Below are 20,203 nucleotides of genomic sequence, written 5' to 3'. Positions count from 1 at the left end.
CTATTGGCCGATGCACAAACAAGACAGTTTTGTTTTGCTCTGCGAGGTTTAGCATGACACTGATATGCGGTAAAAGCATAAATTTACGAGTCGCTGAAATTTCAGATGCAAGTTTCATTTTAGGACTTAGAACGCAATCTGATAAAGCTCGATTTCTTAGTCCAGTTGAAAATGATTTAGTAAAGCAACAAGCTTGGTTGCAAAGCTACAAGCAAAAAGAACAAGCTGGATTAGAATACTATTTTGTTATCGAGAGCAAGCATGCTGAAAAACTGGGTTTAGTGAGAGTGTATGATTTACAGCCAGACTCATTTTGTTGGGGGAGTTGGCTTATAATAGATGGCGCCCCAATTTCTACTGGGCTTGAATCCATGTTGCTAGTATATAGCTTCGGTTTTAACCAATTAGGTCTAAATTTCGCGAGAATAGATGTAAGAAATGATAATAAAAAAGTTCTCGGAATCCATAAAGGGTTTGGGGCTAAAGTAATCAACGTTAATACTGTAGATACATTTTTTCAAATAACTAAAGATACTTATCTAAAAAAATTGAGTAAATACAGAAAATATTTCATATAAGTAGGAGGTTAACTTGAATTTATTAAAAATAGTTATAGAAGCAGTGAAAGAAATTGGTGAAGACCAAGAAAACGCAACATTAATTGCAGCGACGGAAGACACACTACTCTTCGGCGAAAACCTAGACAGCATGGGAATTGTATTTTTAGTAACAGATTTAGAGTCTAAAATTGCTGAGGAGTTAGACTTAGATATCACCCTAGCTGATGAAAGAGCTATGAGTCAAAGAACATCACCCTTTAGAAGCGTTAAAACTCTTACAAATTATACCCAAACACTCATTGATGAAGCTAAAGAAGAGTGGTGATTATGAATAGCTTTATTATAACAGGTACACGAAAAGGGCTAGGTAAGGCCTTAGCAGAATATTATCTGGCAAAAGGTCATCAAGTTGCTGGTTGCAGTCGTGGAAAAGCCTCTATAAACCACGCTAACTATTTGCATTTTGAACTAGATGTGTCTGATGAGAAATCTGTCATGAAGATGGTTAGGCATACCAAAAAAGAGTTTGGTAAAATTGATGTGCTGTTAAATAATGCCGGTATAGCAGCTATGAACCACATTCTAACAACGCCTTATAATAATGCCCAAGCTGTTTTTAGTACTAATTTTTTTGGAACTTTTTTGTTTAGTCGTGAAGTTGCAAAAGTGATGATGAAGCAAAAAATTGGTTCTATTGTTAATTATACTACAGTTGCTGTTCCACTGAACCTAGAGGGTGAAGCTGTGTATGCCGCAAGCAAAGCTGCTGTTGAGAGTTTCACGCGTGTTTCTGCTAAAGAACTGGGAGCATTTGGTATTCGAGTTAATGCTGTTGGTCCTACACCTGTAAAGACAGATTTGATTCGCAATGTACCTGAGCAAAAATTAGAGGCTTTGCTTGATAAACAGGCGATCAAACGCTTCGGAGAGTTTGATGATGTTGTGAATGTAATTGATTTCTTCAATGCAGACTCTAGTAATTTTATTACTGGACAAGTTATTTACTTAGGCGGAGTGATTTAATAGTGTCTTGGATCATAGATCAATTTTCCAGTTTACGCGATAAAACAGCAATCGTAGATGTTTTTGGGGCTTTTACTTATAAAGACCTACATGATCAGATTCAATCGTATAAATTTTATCTAGACAAAGAGCTTAAGGATGGGCAAATTGTTGCTGTTTTGTCTGATTATAATTTTTACGCTGTTGCTTTATTGTTCGCGCTACATCAAAAAAAGGCTGTAATTGTTCCTATTGTTACAAATAATCAAGATGAAGTTGCAAAGAAACTAGATGTTATTCAACCTAACTGGATTATTAAACTTAATGATAATAGATTGAGTCTGTCTAAAGTACAAAATAATAAGACACACTCTATGCTTACTGACTTGATAGTCAGTCATCAATCAGGCTTAGTTTTGTTTAGTAGCGGAAGTACAGGTGAGCCAAAAGCCATGGTTCATAACCTTGATAACTTAGTAAATAGTTATCTGGGTAAAAAGTTAAAAAAATTAAATGTGTTGATTTTTTTAATGTTTGACCATATTGGTGGCTTAAATACGCTGTTAAGTACATTGGCTATGGGCGCTAAAATAATATTACCTGCTAACCGTAACCCCGATCACATCGCTAAACTGATTGAAGAACAAAGTATACATGTTTTACCTGCTTCTCCTACATTTTTGAACTTATTATTAATGGCAAAAGTGCAGGAAAAGTATGATTTGAAGTCTCTAAAAATGATCACTTATGGTACTGAAGCAATGCCGGAAAGTCTTTTACAAAAGCTTAAAGCTACCTTTCCAAAAACAAAGCTACTACAAACTTTTGGGACTAGTGAAACTGGCATAACACAAACTACAAGTCGTTCTTCTAACAGCTTAGAAATGAAGCTGGATGATCCAAATACAGAATATAAAATAGTAGACAATGAACTGTGGTTAAGAAGCAAGACACAAGTTGTAGGATATCTAAATGCATCTATGGAAAGCTTTACCGATGATGGTTGGTTCAAAACAGGTGATTTAGTAGAAGAGCTTCCTGATGGTTATATTCGCATTAAAGGTCGTGCAAAAGAAGTTATTAACGTGGGCGGTGAAAAAGTGCTTCCTGCAGAAGTAGAGTCAATAGTGCTAGAAGTTGATGGCGTAGCGGATTGCACTGCCTATGCTGCAAAAAATGCTATTACAGGTCAAATGGTGGCAGTTCAAATAGTGTTAAAAGAAGGTGCAGAGCCAAAAGAAGTTAAAAATTTAATACGAAAGTACTGTAGACAAAAACTAGAAGCGTATAAAGTGCCAGCAAAATTTGAATTTGTCGAAGAGACCAACTTCGGCGAACGTTTTAAGAAAAAAAGGCTATAAAAAATGATCCCTTTTTTAGATCTAAAAGCTATTAATGCCCAATACCGTGAAGAGTTGATTGAAGCTTGCAGTCGTGTAATTGACTCGGGCTGGTTTGTACATGGGGTAGAAGTCAAAGCATTTGAAGCAGAGTTTGCTGCTTACTGTGGCGCGAAACATGCGATTGGTGTGGCAAACGGTTTAGATGCTTTAATACTGACGTTACGTGCGTGGAAAGAGCTCGGTAAGCTTAAAGAAGGCGATGAGATTATCGTGCCTGCTAATACGTATATAGCATCTATATTAGCAATTTCAGAAAATAAGTTAACACCAATACTAGTTGAACCCGACGCTGAAAATTTTAACTTAAGTTTGAAATCTATAACATCAGCCATAACAAGTAAAACCAAAGCTATTTTACCTGTACATTTGTATGGCAAAATCTCACCTATGAAAGAGATTATGGCATTAGCTCGTGAGCATAACCTACTTGTTTTGGAAGATTGTGCTCAATCACATGGTGCAATGATTGCTGGAAAGAAAGCTGGTACATGGGGAGGGGCTGGTGCGTTTAGTTTTTATCCAGGGAAAAACTTGGGTGCATTAGGGGATGCTGGTGCCATTATCACAAATGATGATGAGCTTTATAACGTTTTAATTGCTTTAAGAAATTATGGCTCGCATGAAAAGTACAAGAATAATTATAAAGGTGTAAATAGTCGCCTTGATGAGATTCAGGCTTCTATCTTGCGAGTTAAGCTAAGATTCCTAGATGAAGAAACTGAAAGAAGGCAACGAATTGCAAGGCGGTATTTACAGGAGATCAATAACCCTCTAATTAAGTTGCCAATTTCTTTAGCTAAAGAGGAAGATGTTTGGCATTTATTTGTTATTAGAACTGGATATCGAGATAAGTTACAAAAATTCTTAGATGAAAATGGAATACAGACTTTAATACATTATCCAATTGCAGTGCATAAGCAACAGGCATATTTAGAATTTCAGGATCAATCATTACCAATAACAGAATTGTTGCATGAAGAGGTTATTTCTATCCCTATTAGCCCGATTATGACAGATGCCGAAGTGTCTTTTGTTATTGAAATCTTAAATAAATTTCGTAAATAGTTGTGAAAGATTAAATGAAGATTATTTGTATTTTTAGTAGGCTTATTTCGCTTTTTTTTATACTCTTAAGAAAGTTTAAATATTATTTGATATCAGATACGAAGGTTTGGATTAAAGGGCGATCTCAGCCAGTTCTTTTTAAAAATTATCTTAGTTTAGAGCTTGGGGAAAACGTATGTTTTGGGGTTGAGTCTAGCCCTTATTTTTTTTCTGGTTACGGATATATCGACTGTCGATTACCTAGTGATGTAATAAAAATAGGTAATAACTGCTACTTTAATAATAATTTTTCATTAGTGACGCGAGGTGCTAATATTTCGATAGGTGACAATTGTCTATTTGGTATCAATTTTTCAATACTTAATTCTGATTTTCATGACCTCTCACCTGGTAATAGGTTTTCACCATTAAATATTAAATCTGCTAATGTAGAAATAGAGGAAAATGTTTTTTGTGGTAATGATGTGAAAGTTTTTAAAGGTGTAAGAATTGGTAAAAATACAATCGTAGCGGCTGGGTCTGTTGTTATTAAAAGTTTACCAGAGAGTGTGGTTGCTGCAGGAAATCCTGCTAAGGTTGTTAAAAGGCTATGAATATTTATAAAACATCGTTTTTATCATTGATAGCAACAATCGTTAAGACATTGAGCTTATTTATAGTTAATAAGTTTGTTGCTGTCGTTGGTGGTCCTGTAGCGTTAACCCAGCTTGGTAACTTTCAAAATTTTTCTGCAATTATCCAAATGTTTGCAGGGACTATGTATCAAACAGCAACAACCAAATTTACCTCCGAGTTAAGTTCTGATGAAAGCCGTAAGGTTTTTATCAAAAACTTACTTACCTTAGCATTAATTCAGTGTGCTTTTGTTATTTTAGTTCTCATATTTTATGTTGACGAAATTTCCTTCAAAGTCTTTAATGACGCAAATAACGATATTGTTCTTTTGCTTTTTTTACTGTGTTTGCCTTTTATTGTTTTTTGTATAATTCTTAATTCATTTTTTAATGGTATCCAATATATTCGTTGGTTTATAGGTGTTAATATAGTTTCAGCTATAACTAATTTATTTCTAGTTCTCATTTTTGGTTATTTATGGGGCGAAGTAGGGATTTATAGTGCTTTCGCTGTTTATTATTTTCTTGTGTTCTTTTTTGTTCTAAAGAAAATAATTATTTATATTGGATGTAGAAGCTTTCTTACTCCATTCTACTTAGACTTTACCTTGCTAAAAAAGGTGTTGTTTTTTTCGCTAATAACCATCTCATCTATTCTTATTAGTAATATTACCTTAATTGTCATTAGATATATTATTTCATCATCCACTTTACCTAATAATTATGTTGGATATTGGCAAGGCGTTTGGAATTTATCCCAAGTTGCAATGTCATTTATCACTATATCATTGTCTACTTATTTGCTCCCAGCTATTTCCAAGTCAGAAACATATTTTCAAGTAAAAAAAGAGTTGTTGGTTTCTGCTAGGCTTATAATACCATTTTCATTTGTACTTAGTATATCCATTTATATTCTTCGAGAATATTTGGTGATATTTCTTTTTACTAAGGAGTTTATGCCGATGACAGATATGTTTTTTTGGCAATTTTCTGGCAATGTGGTTAAATCTATTAGTTGGCTATTCGGTTTTGTTTTTGTATCTAGAGGTATGGTTAAGATTACTGTATTTACTGAGGTTCTTGTTGCGATATTTTTTATTTTTACCTGCAATTTTTTTGTTGATAACGGAGTGTTGGAGGCCCCAGTTTTTGCATATTTCTTAACGGCAGTATTTCATTTAGTTTTAATGGTTTCTTTATTTTTTCGGGTTATGAAAAATGAATTTCAGTAAAATATCAATAGTTATCCCTGTCTACAATGGTCGTAAGTATATTGAAGAAAGTATTTCAAGTTGCTTACTGCAAGATTACCCTGGAGAGCTAGAGGTTATTGTTGTTGATGATGGCTCAAAAGAACCATCTTGTGATATCATAAATAATTTTGTCCTTCTTAATGATAATATAAAGTACTATAAGAACGATGTTAATCGTGGCTTAATGTATACTAACAATTATGCATTTTCTTTAGTAAGTGGAGAATATGTTGTTTTCTTAGGTCAAGACGATGTTTTAAAACCATCACACTTAAAGTTATTAGAAAGAAAATTATATAATAACTTGAAAGCTTTCGTTTGGTGTAACTCTGAAGTTATTGATTCTAATGGCCAGTTTGTAAAAATGTCCCTTAATGATAAAATGCAATTTTTGAAGACATATTTGTCAAAATATTTTATTTTAAAATCTAACTTTATATCTAGTACTGGATTAATGATGCGAGTCTCGGCTTTAAAATCGGTCGGAGGTTGGCCCACCGGTTTTCGAAACTTTGGCGAATGGGAGTTATGGGTATTACTAATTTCTAAATACGACATTGTGTATAGCGATGAAATATGCAGCAAATATAGACGGCATGGTAATAATATTTCCAATTTTACTGAGTACGAAACATTGCCTGTTGATGTCGCTGAGTATTATAAACATTGTAAATCAAAGGCTCAGGAAATAGTTATTAAGAAGCGGTTGGTTTCGAAAATTCGTTTATTTATATTCAATCTTTTATGGAGTATTGCTCAGCGTGTTAAATAATTTTCGATTTACATACAAAAAAGCTACTTATAAGTATTCGTCTTCTGATTTTAAAATAAACGATGATCAGATTTCACTGTTTTGGTGGAGAGAAAAAGAAAATCTTGGAGACGCTCTTAATTTAGATTTAGTAGAAAAAATCTCATGTAAAAAGGTTATTTGGAGTGATCATAACTCGAGGAGCGAGTATAATATGGTCGTAGGCTCCGTATTGCAACTAGCTAACTCAAATGCCAAAATTTGGGGGGCTGGTTTAATAAGTCATAATGCTAGGCCATTGTTTGCTCCTAAAAAGGTCTTTGCTGTTAGAGGACCGATGACAAGGGATTTGTTAAGAAAATATAACATCGACTGCCCAGAAATTTATGGTGATCCTGCTTTGTTATTACCTAAATTTTATTCTGCTTCATATTCAAAAAAATATAAGATTGGTATTGTCCCTCATTTTATAGACAAAAATTCAAGAAATTTACTCAACGACATTCCTGATTGGGTGAATATAATCGATATAGAAACATCTGATGTTCAGTTATTTATCAATCAAATTTGTGAGTGTGAATTTATTCTTTCAAGTTCATTACATGGTATTATTATTGCTGATGCTTTTGGTATCCCTTCAGCTAGAGTTAGTTTTACCAATAAAATAATTGGTGGCGACTTTAAATTTCAAGATTATAGCTTGACGGTAGATCGTAAACATTTTAAGGCAGTAGACTTATCAAATGCAGTTTTAGGTCCTGAATTATTGAATTTGAATTATCAACTTGGCTGTGTTAATACCGATGACTTGTTTGATTCCTGTCCATTCCGTACTTAAAGGTAACTATGATTAAAGTTTCTGTTATAATCCCCGCTTATAACTGTGAGGGTTTTATTGCTCAGTGTATTAATAGTGTTTTAGAGCAAGATATCGAGAATTATGAAATTTTAGTGTGCGATGATTCTTCAACTGATAATACATACAAAGAACTACTTAAATTTACAGACTCTAGGATAAGGTTGTATAAAAATACTACTAATTTGGGGAAAATTAAAACAGTAGAAAGATTATTACATTTAGCTATTGGCAAATACTGTACAATATTAGATTCGGATGATTATATTTCAACTGAAAAACTTAGGAAGCAATCAATTTTTTTGGATAAAAAAGAAGATTACGCTTTTATTGCATCAAGCTTTTATAGGGTTTCTGAAACTGGAATTATTTTATCTCAAGAGATCATTGACAGAGATTTTCTAGGTTTAAATAATAGCTTTATAAATGGAGATCCTATGACGGTATGTTGCGGTACGGTCATGTTTAGAACCAAGGATGGTAAAGAATTAGGTGGGTATAATCAATATTTTACCGACTGTAATGGTGAAGACTTAGATTTTATTTCTCGACTTTTGTCATTTGGTCTTGGGTATTCATCATCAGATACATTATATTTTTATAGGTATAGAGCTAATTCATTAACTAGAAGAGTTTTTGACACACCTAGGCAAAGACATAGTCATGAAATCATTTCCTTTTTATATAAACAAAGATTATTGAATGGCGGAAAAGATTCTTTAAATTCTAATTTGGATGGATTATCTGAATTTATTGAAACACTTTCAAGTCGGTATGTCGATGACACTGGTTTAATGAAACGAAAGTGTTCAATTGATTTCTCTTTGAATAAGCAGTATTTTAAAGCATTAAGGAACTGTATTTCTGGATTTAGATTTAGATATTTTATTTCATCTTTAAAAACCTTTATTTTTGTGGTTTCAATAATAATGATACCTAAATTCATTTTATTATATCTTAAAGGTTTGTTTGATTATAAAAACATCTCAAAGAAACTTTAATTTATTTTGGTGTGAAAATGCTGTTTTATAGAAATATTTTGACCTTAACTTTTTTATTTTTGATAATGTCATCTGTATTCTTATACAGTAAAGTTAATCACTTGGCATCAGGTGTCCATTATAATTTTTTACCTTCAAATATGATATTTGAATGTTTGATGTTTTTGTTTTTTCTGGCTTCTTTTCTAGGTGGATTAAATAAGAAATATTTAGTCTTTTTTTTCCTTTCAGCTATGTATATTTTTTATGGCTTGTCTAGTTTTTTAATTGTTGAAAACCATGGTCGCTTGAGTGATTTTTTACTTATATACAAACCTTTCGTTTATGTTTGTATGTTATCCATATTTTATGGGAAAAATATTTTCACTAAGAAATATTCGAACCGACTTTATACTTTTGTAATATTTTCCTTTTCATTTAAATATCTTATGTCAATTTTCATTTTTGATATTTCAAGGCCTGGGGTGTTTACGGAAAATAATTTTGAGTTGATGTTGGTAGGTTTTCTTTTTTTGGCTACTTATGATGTTGATAGGGAATTTGAGTCAAGAAATTATCTTTTACTAGTTTTAGTGTCGTGTCTCTCTTTCTCAAGATCAGCTATATTATTTACATTAGTGATTTTTTTATTTTTAAATTTCAAGGGATGTCTAAGAAATAAACTTATAAGCTATATGTGCTTAGTTTTTTTAGTCTCAATTGTATTAATAGTTTTTTTATCAAGGTTGGGTGACTCTGGCATTGAATCTGTGGATAGATATATATTTCTGCTAAGTTTCATCCGTGAAATGTCAAATGGTAGTCTCTATGTTTGGTTGTTTGGTAATCCCCCAATGACAAATGTGTCATTTGAAACGGCATCTGCACTTGAGTATTATTACCTGGTTTTTAGCGACCATGAAAAATTAATTGCCTTTTCGGCAGTTTTTAATTCATTTATTTTGCGGGCTATTTTTGATCATGGTGTCATAGGTTTATCTTTTATTGTCTATTTCTCTTATTCAATTGTAATAGGGTCAACTTTTTCTAGAGGTATTGCATTGTCTGTATGCTCTATTATGCTTATAAATGGGATGTCAGTCTCTTCGTTTCAGAGTGTTTACTTTTTATTAGGTGTGTTCTTTTTGATATCACGAAAAAACCTGTCTAAAAAAGAAAAATTTTCTCACGCCTAGTATATAGCTAAAAATACCTTAATTTATTACTTAAATTTATTAGTCGTCTGTCTAAATAATGATTGAGTGAACTATGTTCATTTTTGAAAAGTAATTTTTAGTTGTTTATCTGGTGCTTTAGTTTTTTGGTTTTTTAATCTTTAGTGCTTTAATGTATTTATCTATTCGATATGTTTTTTATAATCTAATTGTTTTATTTATAAAGGGAATTTATTTTTCCTATTTTTAAGGGTTTTGAATTATGTTGATTAGTAAAGACCTAACTGGTTTGTTTGAGTTGGACTCTAGAAACGGGGTGAAACTCATTACATTTGTTAACCCTTTCTCATATTATATTCTAGAAGAGTCTGGTTTATACGAAGAATTTGGTTTTATCTTTGTTGATGGTATTTCTTTGGTTAAAGCCCATAATTATATTCATAGGGAAAATATAACACGTTATAGTTTTGACTTTACTTCGTTAGCACCACTTACTTTCAAATATTGTTCATCAAATCAGCTAAATGTTGCGTTAGTTGGGGGTAGTGAGAGTGAAATATGTGATGCGCAAAAATTATTGAAGTCAATCTATCCTCAATTGAAAATAGTATATTCGAGAAATGGCTTTTTTGATGAGGATGCAGAATATTTAGCTGCCATTGATGAAATGCGATCCTTAGCTGTAGATGTGGTAATTTCCGGAATGGGTACCCCGAATCAAGAATTGTTTTTGGTAAAATGCAAAAATAATATGCCTATTTTGAAGTTCGGCTTTTCTTGTGGCGGTTTTCTGACCCAGATAAGTCAAAACCCCGAATATTTTCATCCAATATTTGATAAGTTGAATTTACGGTGGCTACAGAGGTTTGTTAGACACTCTTATGTAAGAAAACGTTTATTCAAGGACTATCCGTTGTTTTTTCTTAGATATTTTAGAGAAAATACTAAATCTAGAAAATGAGGTTCTTAATGATTTTAGTTACTGGTGCTAGCGGTTTTTTAGGCCGAAATTTGGTTGATAGCTTTAGTTTTGATGTTGTAACACTAGGCCGAACTAGTGTATTTAAAAATGAGTTTTTTCATAAAAAAGAAATGAACTCTACTGAAAATTATGCGAAAGCATTGATTGGATGTGATGTTGTCATACATTGTGCCGCCCGAGTCCACATCATGAACGACTCATCCACTGATCCTTTGTCAGACTTTCGCGCTGTTAATACCGAAGGTACTTTGAACCTAGCTCGCCAAGCCGCAGAGGCAGGTGTAAAGCGTTTTATTTTTTTGAGTTCGATTAAGGTAAATGGTGAATCTACTTCGTATCGTACACCATTTACGGCTTTTGATATGCGTAACCCAGAAGATCCTTATGGCATGTCTAAATCCGAAGCAGAAGAGCAGCTTTTAGCTTTAGGCAAAGAAACAGGCATGGAGATTGTTATTATTCGTCCTCCCTTGGTATACGGCGAAGGAGCAAAAGCCAATTTTGCATCTTTGATGAAGTTAGTCGGTAAAGGTTTTCCATTACCATTTCGTGCCATTAACCATAATAAACGTAGTTTGGTTTCTGTTTATAATTTGGTGGATTTGATTAAGGTCTGTATTGATCACCCTAAGGCGGCGAATCAAGTGTTTTTGGTATCGGATGATAATGATTTATCTACGGCTCAAATGGTAGATTTGATGGCCAAAGCTCAAGGTAAAGCAAATTTATCTATTCCTATGCCTGTGTGGTGTTTTAAATTAGCAGGCAAAATTTTCAAAAAAGAAGCTGTGGTCGATCGCTTGGTTGGGTCTTTGCAACTGGATATTGAACATACGAAAAATACGTTAGATTGGGCTCCGCCTTATTCTGTTGAGCATGGTTTTGCATTGGCAGCGAAAAAGAAAGTTTGAAAATTGGATTGAATGAAAATGATTAGGTTATTGGATTTGGTGTTTTCTCTGTTGGGCTTGGTGTGTGGCTCGCCTGTGTTGCTTGTGATTTATTTGATCGGGTTATTTGATACGGGTTCACCTCTTTTCCGTCAAGAGCGCGTAGGGCGTAACAAAAAGCCGTTTGTGTTGGTTAAGTTTCGTACCATGTCTGTTGACACTGCTTCCGTGGCGAGTCATTTGGCGTCTACGGCTTCCATTACTAAGCTAGGTGGCTTTTTACGCCGTACTAAGCTGGATGAATTGCCGCAGCTTTGGAATGTGCTAAAAGGCGAAATGAGTTTAGTTGGCCCGCGCCCTGGTTTGTTTAATCAAACTGAGTTGACCCAAGCGCGTGATGCCAAAGGTGTGTTTAATGTGCGTCCTGGTATTACTGGGTTGGCGCAAATTTCGGATATTGATATGTCGACCCCTGAACTGTTAGCGGAGACGGATGCGAAGATGATTCAGAGTTTGTCATTGAAATTGTATTTTTCTTATATCATCAAGACAGTAACGGGCAGTGGTTCTGGAGACAGAGTGAAGGGTTAGTCATGATTTTCGCAAACCTTACATGCATATTGTTTGCAAAATTGGTGTAAAATGTTTTTACTTAGGTTTGTTTTGTAGGTCGTGGTTTTGCGCGGCATTTTCGTTTTTGTAGATCAAAGTTTTTTGACGGCCTGAAGGCCGACCTACAAGGTGGTTTTAAAATGTCAGATCACGCCTCGTCCCTCGGCTCATCTGACCTACGGGTTGGTTGGTTTTTTGTAGGGCATCATGAGCGGAGCGTAATGTGCCGTTTCACGACGTTGGTTAGGAATGTCAGATTACGCCTCGTGCCTCGGCTTATCTGACCTACGGGTTGGTTGGTTTTTTGTAGGGCATCATGAGCGGAGTGTGATGTGCGGGTTGGTGATGTTGATTGGAAATGTCAGATTACGCCTCGTACCTCGGCTCATCTGACCTACGGGGAAGTGTGTTTTTTAATGGATAGTTACATTACATGATGTTTGGTTTTAGTACATATAGGTTGTACATGATGATAAAAAAGTTTGATTTCCTTTGGTCTCTTCCTCGTTTTTATAAACGTCTTATCAGCTTAGCGGTTGATTCTGTTTTTGTTTATCTTGCTTTTGTTTTTGCTTACTGGGCGCGATTGGGTGAGTTCAGTGCATTTAAAGGCCATTCTATTTGGCTTGTGGTGGCGGGCACTATCGCTGTTACTTTGTTAGTGAATATTAAGCTTGGTTTATATCGAGCTATTTTGCGTTATTTAACCTTTCATGCCTTTAGCGCGATTTTAGTCGGTGCGGCTATTTCTGCATTGAGCATTACGTCTTTTGCGTATTTCTTTGAGGCGAATATTCCACGTACTGTGCCAATTATTTATTTTCCTTTTTTGGTTATGTTGTGTGGCGGTTCTCGTGTTTTGATTCGTGGCTTATTGACGCAGGCTCCACAAAAAGGTTCTGAATCTGTATTGGTTTTTGGTGCTGGGTCTACTGGTCGGCAGCTTACTTTGGCGCTTCGTCAGGCGTCTAGTTATCGCGTGAAGGGTTTTATCGATCGTGATGAGTCTTTGGCCAATACCATTATTCAGGGTGTGCCTGTTTATAATGTCGATAAAGTTGGTGAGTTAATTGAAAAATACGACATTGAAAAGGTGTTGTTAGCTATTCCTAAGGCGAGTCGTTCTGAACGGAAACAAGTGATCGAGCAACTTATGCCTTATCCGGTGGAAGTGCTTACCGTGCCAGACTTTAATGACATAGTAACAGGTAAGGCTAAGGTAAGTGAGCTACAAGACGTAGCTGTCGATGATTTGCTAGGTCGTGATGTGGTAGAGCCTGTTGCTTCGTTAATGCAGGCGAATATCTCTGGCAAAGTAGTCATGGTGACTGGGGCTGGCGGTTCGATAGGTTCGGAGCTATGTCGTCAGATTATAGCGCAGCAGCCTAGTACCTTGATTGTATTTGATGTGTCTGAATATGCCGTGTATCAGATAGATAAAGAGCTTAATGAGATTCTTGAGCAAGAGCCTTTTAATGTCAAAATTGTGCCTTTGATTGGCTCTGTGCAGCGTATTAATCGTTTGGCGTCGACCATGAAGGCATTTGGGGTTAATACGGTTTACCATGCGGCGGCTTATAAACACGTGCCATTGGTTGAATACAATGTGGTTGAAGGCGTACGAAATAATGCTTTTGGGACTTATTATTCCGCTAAAGCGGCGATTGAAAGTGGTGTGGAATCCTTCGTATTAATCTCTACAGATAAAGCCGTTCGACCAACTAATGTCATGGGCGCAACAAAGCGCATGGCGGAGTTAGGTCTGCAGGCCTTGGCCGAAGCTGAAGCGAAGAAAGCCGCTAAACAAGAAAGATTCACCCGTTTCTGTATGGTGCGTTTTGGTAATGTACTTGGCTCTTCAGGCTCGGTTATTCCTGTCTTTAAAAAACAAATTCTTGAAAACCAGCCTATTACGGTGACACATCCAGATATTATTCGTTACTTCATGACCATTCCAGAAGCAGCTCAGTTGGTTATTCAAGCAGGCGCTATGGGTAAGGGTGGGGATGTGTTTGTATTGGATATGGGGGAGCCTGTTAAGATTGTCGATCTAGCAAAAAATCTGATTCGTTTGTCTGGTTTGGAAGTGAAGTCCGATGCTAATCCAAATGGTGATATTGAAATTCAATTTACGGGTTTGCGTCCTGGCGAGAAGCTCTTTGAAGAGTTACTGATTGGCGACAATGTAAAAGAAACTCAGCATAAACGTATTATGACAGCCAATGAACGGTTTTTATCCTTGCCTGATTTCGTTCAAACCATGGAGCAATTGGACAAAGCTTGCCATGATTTTGACCATGAAAAAGTTCGTGAGATCTTGATTACTGCTCCAACCGATTTCCAGCCAACCGATGGTATTGGAGATTTGGTGTGGAATGCGAAAAAGGCGTTAGATCAGCAAGTTGAAGATTCAAATGTTGTTCACTTGAAAGAGCATGTATCGTAGCGATTTTTGACGGCCGATTCATTTTTTGTAGGTCATCATGAGCGGAGCGTAATGTGCCGTTTCACGACGTTGGTTGGGAATGTCAGATTACGCCTCGTGCCTTGTCTCATCAGACCTACGGGTGGGTTGGTTTTTTTGTAGGGCATCATGAGCGGAGCGTAATGTGCCGTTTCACGACGTTGGTTGGGAATGTCAGATTACGCCTCGTACCTCGTCTCATCTGACCTACGAGTGGGTTGGTTTTTTTGTAGGGCATCATGAGCGGAGCGTAATGTGCCGTTTCACGACGTTGGTAGGGAATGTCAGATTACGTCTCGTGCCTCGTCTCATCTGACCTACGAGTGGGTTGGTTTTTTTGTAGGGCATCATGAGCGGAGCGTAATGTGCCGTTTCACGACGTTGGTTGGGAATGTCAGATTACGCCTCGTACCTCGTCTCATCTGACCTACGAGTGGGTTGGTTTTTTTGTAGGGCATCATGAGCGGAGCGTAATGTGCCGTTTCACGACGTTGGTTGGGAATGTCAGATTACGCCTCGTACCTCGTCTCATCTGACCTACGAGTGGGTTGGTTTTTTTGTAGGGCATCATGAGCGGAGCGTAATGTGCCGTTTCACGACGTTGGTTGGGAATGTCAGATTACGCCTCGTACCTCGTCTCATCTGACCTACGAGTGGGTTGGTTTTTTTGTAGGGCATCATGAGCGGAGCGTAATGTGCCGTTTCACGACGTTGGTTGGGAATGTCAGATTACGCCTCGTACCTCGTCTCATCTGACCTACGAGTGGGTTGGTTTTTTTGTAGGGCATCATGAGCGGAGCGTAATGTGCCGTTTCACGACGTTGGTAGGGAATGTCAGATTACGTCTCGTGCCTCGTCTCATCTGACCTACGAGTGGGTTGATTTTTTTGTAGGGCATCATGAGCGGAGCGTAATGTGCCGTTTCACGACGTTGGTTGGGAATGTCAGATTACGCCTCGTACCTCGTCTCATCTGACCTACGAGTGGGTTGGTTTTTTTGTAGGGCATCATGAGCGGAGCGTAATGTGCCGTTTCACGACGTTGGTAGGGAATGTCAGATTACGTCTCGTGCCTCGTCTCATCTGACCTACGAGTGGGTTGATTTTTTCGTAGGGCATCATGAGCGGAGCGTAATGTGCCGTTTCACGACGTTGGTTGGGAATGTCAGATTACGCCTCGTACCTCGGCTCATCTGACCTACAGGTGAGGTAGGTGTTCGTGGTGCCAGAGTATGGCGGGTGTTGGGCAGTGTGCAATGGGGAAGTAGCCGATGTTGCCTCGGATGCGTTCTGTGACGCTTTGGTGCCAGTGGGGTGATAGTGTGTGGTTGGGTTGGTCGTTTTCCAGTACACAGCAGTGTCGCGGCGCGAGGGTTAGTTTGCGCCACGGGTGCAAGCGACGTCGTTGGTAGTGTATTTTGCCTAGGTGCTTGGGTTCTATGGTGAGCAGTGGCTGCCAATGGGGCGGCTGTGTTTTGGCTAAGCGTGTTGCGTGATAGCAGTTTTGTTTGGTTTGTTGTTCTATCCAGTTTATTAGGACTCGCAAGGCGATGTCTCCTATGCCATCTTTGCGGTATCCGCCGCCAATATCCGAATGTACTCCTGCTAGCCATATTTCCAGTGCGCGTCCATCTTGGTTGATTAATGTTGGGCGAAAGGCGAGGCGTTGCTCGTCTAGTGCTACTAGGTGTAGTGCTCGATGAACGCCTTCAGGTAAAGTATTTCCATGTTCAAATACAACTTCTGTACTGGGGCGTTGAGCGATGTCTAGGTTTGGCCAGCCTATAGATGCTACGGTGTCGATTATGGCCTCAATGATAATCGGGCGATCAATGAGCGGTGTAATCAGCGCGGCAAAGCGTCTTGCCAATGCGGCGCCTCGACTGAAGCCTATTAAGACGATGTGGCGAACCGATTGGTTGTAGTGGTTTTTAAAGTCGTTTATCGCACGATTTAAAATGTTGGCTACATGGCCAGATTCGATGGCAAAGGCGGCGTTTATTTTTTGTTCTAGCCAATTGCCATAAGTGCCGATGCCAGCATAATAAAAACTGTGATATGGCAAACATGTGGGCGTGATGTCTACATAGTTTTTAACGCGGCCACCCAACAATAAATGGGATTTTAATACATTGGTGATGCTAGAAATGCTGTGTTCTGGTGCGCAGGCGTCGTTTGGGCTATTGTCTGTGCCATCGAAATGAAAAAATAACATCGACATACATGTCTCCTTGTGGTGTTGAAAGTCATCTTCCTGATGACCGAATTGAGCATAGCATGGTTTGTGTTTTTGTTTTTGTTTGTGTTTTGGTAGATCGTGTTTTAGCGAGTCAAGGTTTTGGTTTGGTGCGATTGGGTTTTTGACGGCCTAAAGGCCGACCTACAGGTGATTGGTTTTAATGGATTTTTTTGGGAGTGTTGGATGTTTGTTTTGGTAACGGGCGGTGCGGGTTATATTGGTTCTCATACTTGCGTCGAGTTGATTAAGGCGGGTTTTGAGCCTGTTATTATTGATAATCTCTCGAATAGTAAAGAGGTCGTTTTAGATCGTATTGAGACGATTGCCGGTAAGCGTCCGGTGTTTATGGAAGGCGATATTCGCGATTCGGCTTTTTTAAATAGTGTATTCGAGAAATATACTTTTGCTGCGGTTATTCATTTTGCCGGTCTGAAAGCGGTTGGCGAGTCTGTTCAAAAGCCTTTTTTGTATTATGAAAATAATGTTGCCGGAACCTTGAGCCTTATCAAGGCTATGGAGTTGGCAGGGCTGCGGAATTTAATTTTCAGTTCGTCTGCAACTGTCTATGGTATGCCTGAATCTGTGCCTATTCGTGAAGATTTCCCTACTTCAACGCAAAACCCTTATGGGGCAAGCAAGTTGATGGTAGAGGGGATGTTGACTGATTTAGCGAAGGCCAATAGCGAATGGAATATTGCTACTTTACGTTACTTTAATCCGATAGGTGCTCACGAGTCTGGTCTGATTGGTGAGGATCCAAAAGGTATTCCAAATAATTTATTGCCCTTTATCAGTCAAGTAGCTGTGGGTAAATTGGCTTGTTTGAGTGTGTTTGGTGACGATTACGATACGCCAGACGGGACGGGGGTTCGTGATTATATTCATGTGGTGGATTTGGCTCGCGGCCATGTCTGTGCCTTGGAAAAGGTGCTGGCTCAGTCTGGTCATTTTGTTGTGAACCTAGGCACTGGCAATGGATACTCTGTATTGGAAATGGTCAAAGCCTTTGAAGCAGTCTCTAATAAATCTATTAGCTATAAGATTGTGGATCGTCGTCCTGGCGATATCGCGACTTGTTATGCGGATCCTGAGTTTGCTAAGGCTTTTCTTGGTTGGCAGGCAGAGTTTGACTTGGCGCGTATGTGCGAAGATTCTTGGCGTTGGCAATCGAATAACCCGAATGGGTTTGATGCGTAGGAATAGGACGTAAGGGGTAGAATCCTTTTTGTGGCTTTTGACGGCGCGACAGGTAATTGGGTGCGTTGATTTTTGTAGGGCATCATGAGCGTAGCGTAATGTGCCGTTTGGTGATGTTGGTTGGGAATGTGGGATCACGGCTCGTGCGTCAGATTACGCCTCGTGCCTCGTCTCATCTGACCTACGGGTGATTTGTTTTTTTGGTTTTTTATATTAAATAAGGTTTTTTATGAGTGTTGATATTCGTTGGCTGCAGCGTTTCGAACATTTTACACTGGCGCATGATCAATTGGTTGATGCTTTGCGTTTAATGGCTGAACGACCGCTGAGTAATCTTGAGAAGCAGGGTACTATTCAGGCGTTTGAGTTTACGTATGAGTTGGCTTGGAATGTGTTAAGGGATTACTTAGTTTGGCAGGGGATTGAGTCGATTTCTGGGTCACGAGACGCTATTCGTGAGTCGTTTAAGCGTGATCTTATTGCGGATGGTGGGGCTTGGCTGTCGATGTTGCAAGACCGTAACCGTACCGTTCACACTTATAATGAAGAAACGGCGAATCAAATACTCGGGCAGTTACGGTTGGTTTATGCGGGTTTGTTTATGGTGTTTCGGTGTAAATTTCAGTCGTTAGCTGATGGCACTCGTGACTCAATGGAAAATGGCGATGTTTGACATGGGAGGGTTGAGTCGCGCTGAATGTGACAGTATTAACGGTGTTTTTCAGTTATACCCTCAGATTAAGACGGTGATTTTGTATGGTTCTAGAGCGAAAGGTAATTTTCGTCCTAGTTCAGACATCGATTTAACCTTGGTGGGCGATTTGGATTGGTCAATTTTCACAGAGGTTGAGAATGCCTTGGATGATCTGTTGTTACCTTACAAAATAGATTTGTCGATGTTTGATCATTTGGAAAATAATCAGTTGATTGAACACATTGAGCGGGTAGGGTTGGTTTTTTATAGTAGGAAGTAACCGCCTCGTGCGTCAGATAACGCCTCGTGCCTCGTCTCATCTGACTTACGGGATGTTGTGTGGAGTGGGTTTGTATTGTGTTTTCGTAGGGCATCATGAGCGTAGCGTTATGTGCCGTTTGGTGATGTTGGTTGGGAGTGTGGGATCACGGCTTTTGCGTCAGATTACGCCTCGTGCCTCGTCTCGTCTGACCTACGGGTTGGTTGTTTTTTTGTAGGGCATCATGAGCGTAGCGTTATGTGCCGTTTGGTGATGTTGGTTGGGAATGTGGGATCACGGCTTTTGCGTCAGATAACGCCTCGTGCCTCGTCTCATCTGACCTACGGGTGATTGGGTGTGGTTTTTTGTTAGTTTAAGGAGTCCGATATGCGTTTGACTAAATACCAGCAAGAGACAATTAAGCATGTGTTATTGAAGCATTTTGGCGAAGGATCTGATTTGCTAGTTTTTGGCTCTAGGGCCGATGATAATGCCCGTGGCGGGGATATTGATTTGTATATTGAACCTGATTTGCATGAGGCCGATGATATTGTTGAGGCTAAATTGAATGCTTTGGTTGAACTTCATTTGCTGCTTGGTGAGCAGAAAATTGATTTGGTAATCAACCGTAAGTCTGGAAACTTTTTGCCTATCTATAAAATCGCAAAATAGAGCGGTATTCGCTTATGAATAAGGAGGTATTTCAGGGGATCGTTAATATTTGCCAAACGCATGCAGAACGTTTGAATTGGTCTATGCAGCACTTGGCAGATAAACAACCCTACACTGCAGCTAGTTTGTCTGAACTTACGGAAATTGAACTTGCGGTATTTGATCAGTTTATTGTCCGGTTTTCAAAATTGCAGGATTGTGATGGGGGCAAAGTTGTTCCCTGCTGTGATTGAGCTGACATATGAAGAAGGTGAGCTTACTACATTTATTGATAAATTAAATCGGCTTGAAAAAATAGGAGCCCTGGGTTCTGTTGAACAGTGGCTGAAGTTACGGGAAATGCGTAACCAATTTGCCCATGATTACCCTGATGATCCTGAAATACAATCGGCGTTATTGAATAAAGCGTTCGGTATGGCTGGTCAGTTGTTGCAATGCCTAGATCACGTGGTTTGTTTTGCGGCTAAGTATCAATAGATATGTGTGTTTCCTCCGTGTTGTTAGTTTTTTTGTAGATACCATCTCTCCTAATCAGC

At 38.2% G+C, this 20,203-nt stretch carries 27 protein-coding genes; 26 read left to right on the top strand and 1 reads right to left on the bottom strand.

All coding sequences use genetic code 11. The features are described 5' to 3' along the window. The first annotated feature begins 53 nt into the window (after positions 1-53). From TY87_RS21580 to TY87_RS22545, 20 genes are all read left to right on the top strand, one after another. A complete protein-coding gene (locus TY87_RS21580) occupies positions 54-578 on the top strand; it encodes a GNAT family N-acetyltransferase (RefSeq protein ID WP_157789940.1) in 525 nt (174 codons plus the stop codon). Between the two features lie 13 nt (positions 579-591). Next, entirely contained in the window at positions 592-885 is a 294-nt protein-coding gene (locus TY87_RS21575; protein WP_100188637.1) for a hypothetical protein, read from the top strand. 2 nt (positions 886-887) lie between these two features. After that, positions 888-1,583 carry an SDR family NAD(P)-dependent oxidoreductase gene (locus TY87_RS21570; RefSeq protein WP_100188636.1) on the top strand — a complete coding sequence of 232 codons (696 nt, stop codon included), beginning with the start codon at positions 888-890 and terminating at the stop codon, positions 1,581-1,583. 2 nt (positions 1,584-1,585) lie between these two features. After that, positions 1,586-2,923: an ANL family adenylate-forming protein gene (locus TY87_RS21565; RefSeq protein ID WP_198432161.1), complete on the top strand. Its 1,338-nt coding sequence runs from the start codon at positions 1,586-1,588 to the stop codon at positions 2,921-2,923. Positions 2,924-2,926: 3 nt separating this feature from the next. Beyond that, positions 2,927-4,030 carry a DegT/DnrJ/EryC1/StrS family aminotransferase gene (locus tag TY87_RS21560; RefSeq protein ID WP_100188634.1) on the top strand — a complete coding sequence of 368 codons (1,104 nt, stop codon included), beginning with the start codon at positions 2,927-2,929 and terminating at the stop codon, positions 4,028-4,030. Between the two features lie 14 nt (positions 4,031-4,044). Next, on the top strand, positions 4,045-4,623 hold the full coding sequence (locus TY87_RS22955; protein WP_100188633.1) for an acyltransferase: 579 nt from the start codon (positions 4,045-4,047) through the stop codon (positions 4,621-4,623). Beyond that, positions 4,620-5,876, top strand: coding sequence for an oligosaccharide flippase family protein (locus TY87_RS21550; protein WP_100188632.1), 1,257 nt, complete (start codon positions 4,620-4,622; stop codon positions 5,874-5,876). The genes TY87_RS22955 and TY87_RS21550 overlap by 4 nt, the downstream gene beginning before the upstream one ends. Then, a complete protein-coding gene (locus TY87_RS21545) occupies positions 5,863-6,669 on the top strand; it encodes a glycosyltransferase family 2 protein (protein ID WP_100188631.1) in 807 nt (268 codons plus the stop codon). The genes TY87_RS21550 and TY87_RS21545 overlap by 14 nt, the downstream gene beginning before the upstream one ends. Continuing rightward, complete coding sequence (locus TY87_RS21540) at positions 6,659-7,486, top strand: polysaccharide pyruvyl transferase family protein (RefSeq protein WP_157789939.1); 828 nt, start codon at positions 6,659-6,661, stop codon at positions 7,484-7,486. The genes TY87_RS21545 and TY87_RS21540 overlap by 11 nt, the downstream gene beginning before the upstream one ends. An 8-nt stretch (positions 7,487-7,494) precedes the next feature. Further along, the gene (locus TY87_RS21535) at positions 7,495-8,505 is read left to right on the top strand and encodes a glycosyltransferase family 2 protein (RefSeq protein ID WP_100188629.1); all 1,011 of its coding nucleotides are present in this window, start codon (positions 7,495-7,497) and stop codon (positions 8,503-8,505) included. A 101-nt stretch (positions 8,506-8,606) separates the two neighbouring features. Then, positions 8,607-9,680, top strand: a complete 1,074-nt coding sequence (locus TY87_RS21530) for a hypothetical protein (RefSeq protein ID WP_157789938.1) — start codon at positions 8,607-8,609, stop codon at positions 9,678-9,680. A 241-nt stretch (positions 9,681-9,921) separates the two neighbouring features. Beyond that, on the top strand, positions 9,922-10,620 hold the full coding sequence (locus TY87_RS21525) for a WecB/TagA/CpsF family glycosyltransferase (RefSeq protein ID WP_100188627.1): 699 nt from the start codon (positions 9,922-9,924) through the stop codon (positions 10,618-10,620). Between the two features lie 8 nt (positions 10,621-10,628). Beyond that, entirely contained in the window at positions 10,629-11,552 is a 924-nt protein-coding gene (locus tag TY87_RS21520; protein WP_100188626.1) for a UDP-glucose 4-epimerase family protein, read from the top strand. A gap of 18 nt (positions 11,553-11,570) precedes the next feature. Further along, positions 11,571-12,122: a sugar transferase gene (locus TY87_RS21515; RefSeq protein WP_100188625.1), complete on the top strand. Its 552-nt coding sequence runs from the start codon at positions 11,571-11,573 to the stop codon at positions 12,120-12,122. Positions 12,123-12,609: 487 nt separating this feature from the next. Further along, a complete protein-coding gene (locus TY87_RS21510; RefSeq protein ID WP_198432159.1) occupies positions 12,610-14,589 on the top strand; it encodes a polysaccharide biosynthesis protein in 1,980 nt (659 codons plus the stop codon). 53 nt (positions 14,590-14,642) lie between these two features. Next, positions 14,643-14,813, top strand: coding sequence for a hypothetical protein (locus TY87_RS22560; RefSeq protein ID WP_157789937.1), 171 nt, complete (start codon positions 14,643-14,645; stop codon positions 14,811-14,813). 49 nt (positions 14,814-14,862) lie between these two features. Beyond that, complete coding sequence (locus tag TY87_RS22855) at positions 14,863-15,033, top strand: hypothetical protein (protein ID WP_232617212.1); 171 nt, start codon at positions 14,863-14,865, stop codon at positions 15,031-15,033. 49 nt (positions 15,034-15,082) lie between these two features. Beyond that, positions 15,083-15,253: a hypothetical protein gene (locus tag TY87_RS22850; RefSeq protein WP_157789936.1), complete on the top strand. Its 171-nt coding sequence runs from the start codon at positions 15,083-15,085 to the stop codon at positions 15,251-15,253. A 49-nt stretch (positions 15,254-15,302) separates the two neighbouring features. Then, positions 15,303-15,473 carry a hypothetical protein gene (locus TY87_RS22845; protein ID WP_157789936.1) on the top strand — a complete coding sequence of 57 codons (171 nt, stop codon included), beginning with the start codon at positions 15,303-15,305 and terminating at the stop codon, positions 15,471-15,473. Between the two features lie 49 nt (positions 15,474-15,522). Further along, entirely contained in the window at positions 15,523-15,693 is a 171-nt protein-coding gene (locus tag TY87_RS22545; RefSeq protein ID WP_157789936.1) for a hypothetical protein, read from the top strand. Positions 15,694-15,804: 111 nt separating this feature from the next. Here the strand turns inward: TY87_RS22545 and TY87_RS21505 are convergent, their stop codons facing one another. Next, on the bottom strand, positions 15,805-16,827 hold the full coding sequence (locus tag TY87_RS21505) for a T6SS phospholipase effector Tle1-like catalytic domain-containing protein (protein ID WP_100188624.1): 1,023 nt from the start codon (positions 16,825-16,827) through the stop codon (positions 15,805-15,807). A 201-nt stretch (positions 16,828-17,028) separates the two neighbouring features. Here TY87_RS21505 and galE point away from each other — a divergent pair, with 201 nt between their 5' ends. The 6 genes from galE (at position 17,029) to TY87_RS22640 (ending at position 20,144) form a co-directional block, all read left to right on the top strand. Next, a complete protein-coding gene (gene galE, locus TY87_RS21500; protein WP_100188623.1) occupies positions 17,029-18,042 on the top strand; it encodes a UDP-glucose 4-epimerase GalE in 1,014 nt (337 codons plus the stop codon). Between the two features lie 229 nt (positions 18,043-18,271). After that, positions 18,272-18,715 (top strand): nucleotidyltransferase substrate binding protein, encoded by a 444-nt coding sequence (locus tag TY87_RS21495; RefSeq protein ID WP_100188622.1) that lies wholly within the window; start codon positions 18,272-18,274, stop codon positions 18,713-18,715. Continuing rightward, positions 18,708-19,016, top strand: coding sequence for a nucleotidyltransferase domain-containing protein (locus tag TY87_RS21490; RefSeq protein ID WP_223232233.1), 309 nt, complete (start codon positions 18,708-18,710; stop codon positions 19,014-19,016). The genes TY87_RS21495 and TY87_RS21490 overlap by 8 nt, the downstream gene beginning before the upstream one ends. A gap of 7 nt (positions 19,017-19,023) precedes the next feature. Beyond that, positions 19,024-19,233, top strand: coding sequence for a hypothetical protein (locus tag TY87_RS22540; RefSeq protein ID WP_157789935.1), 210 nt, complete (start codon positions 19,024-19,026; stop codon positions 19,231-19,233). A gap of 149 nt (positions 19,234-19,382) precedes the next feature. Then, entirely contained in the window at positions 19,383-19,667 is a 285-nt protein-coding gene (locus TY87_RS21485) for a nucleotidyltransferase domain-containing protein (RefSeq protein WP_100188621.1), read from the top strand. 150 nt (positions 19,668-19,817) lie between these two features. Beyond that, a complete protein-coding gene (locus TY87_RS22640; RefSeq protein ID WP_232617211.1) occupies positions 19,818-20,144 on the top strand; it encodes a hypothetical protein in 327 nt (108 codons plus the stop codon). Positions 20,145-20,203 lie beyond the last annotated feature (59 nt).

This window comes from Marinomonas sp. BSi20584 (genome assembly GCF_002792415.1).
Lineage (GTDB): Bacteria > Pseudomonadota > Gammaproteobacteria > Pseudomonadales > Marinomonadaceae > Marinomonas > Marinomonas polaris.
The sequence above is the reverse complement of the archived record's forward strand: the minus strand, read 5'-3'. Positions and strand labels throughout refer to the sequence as shown.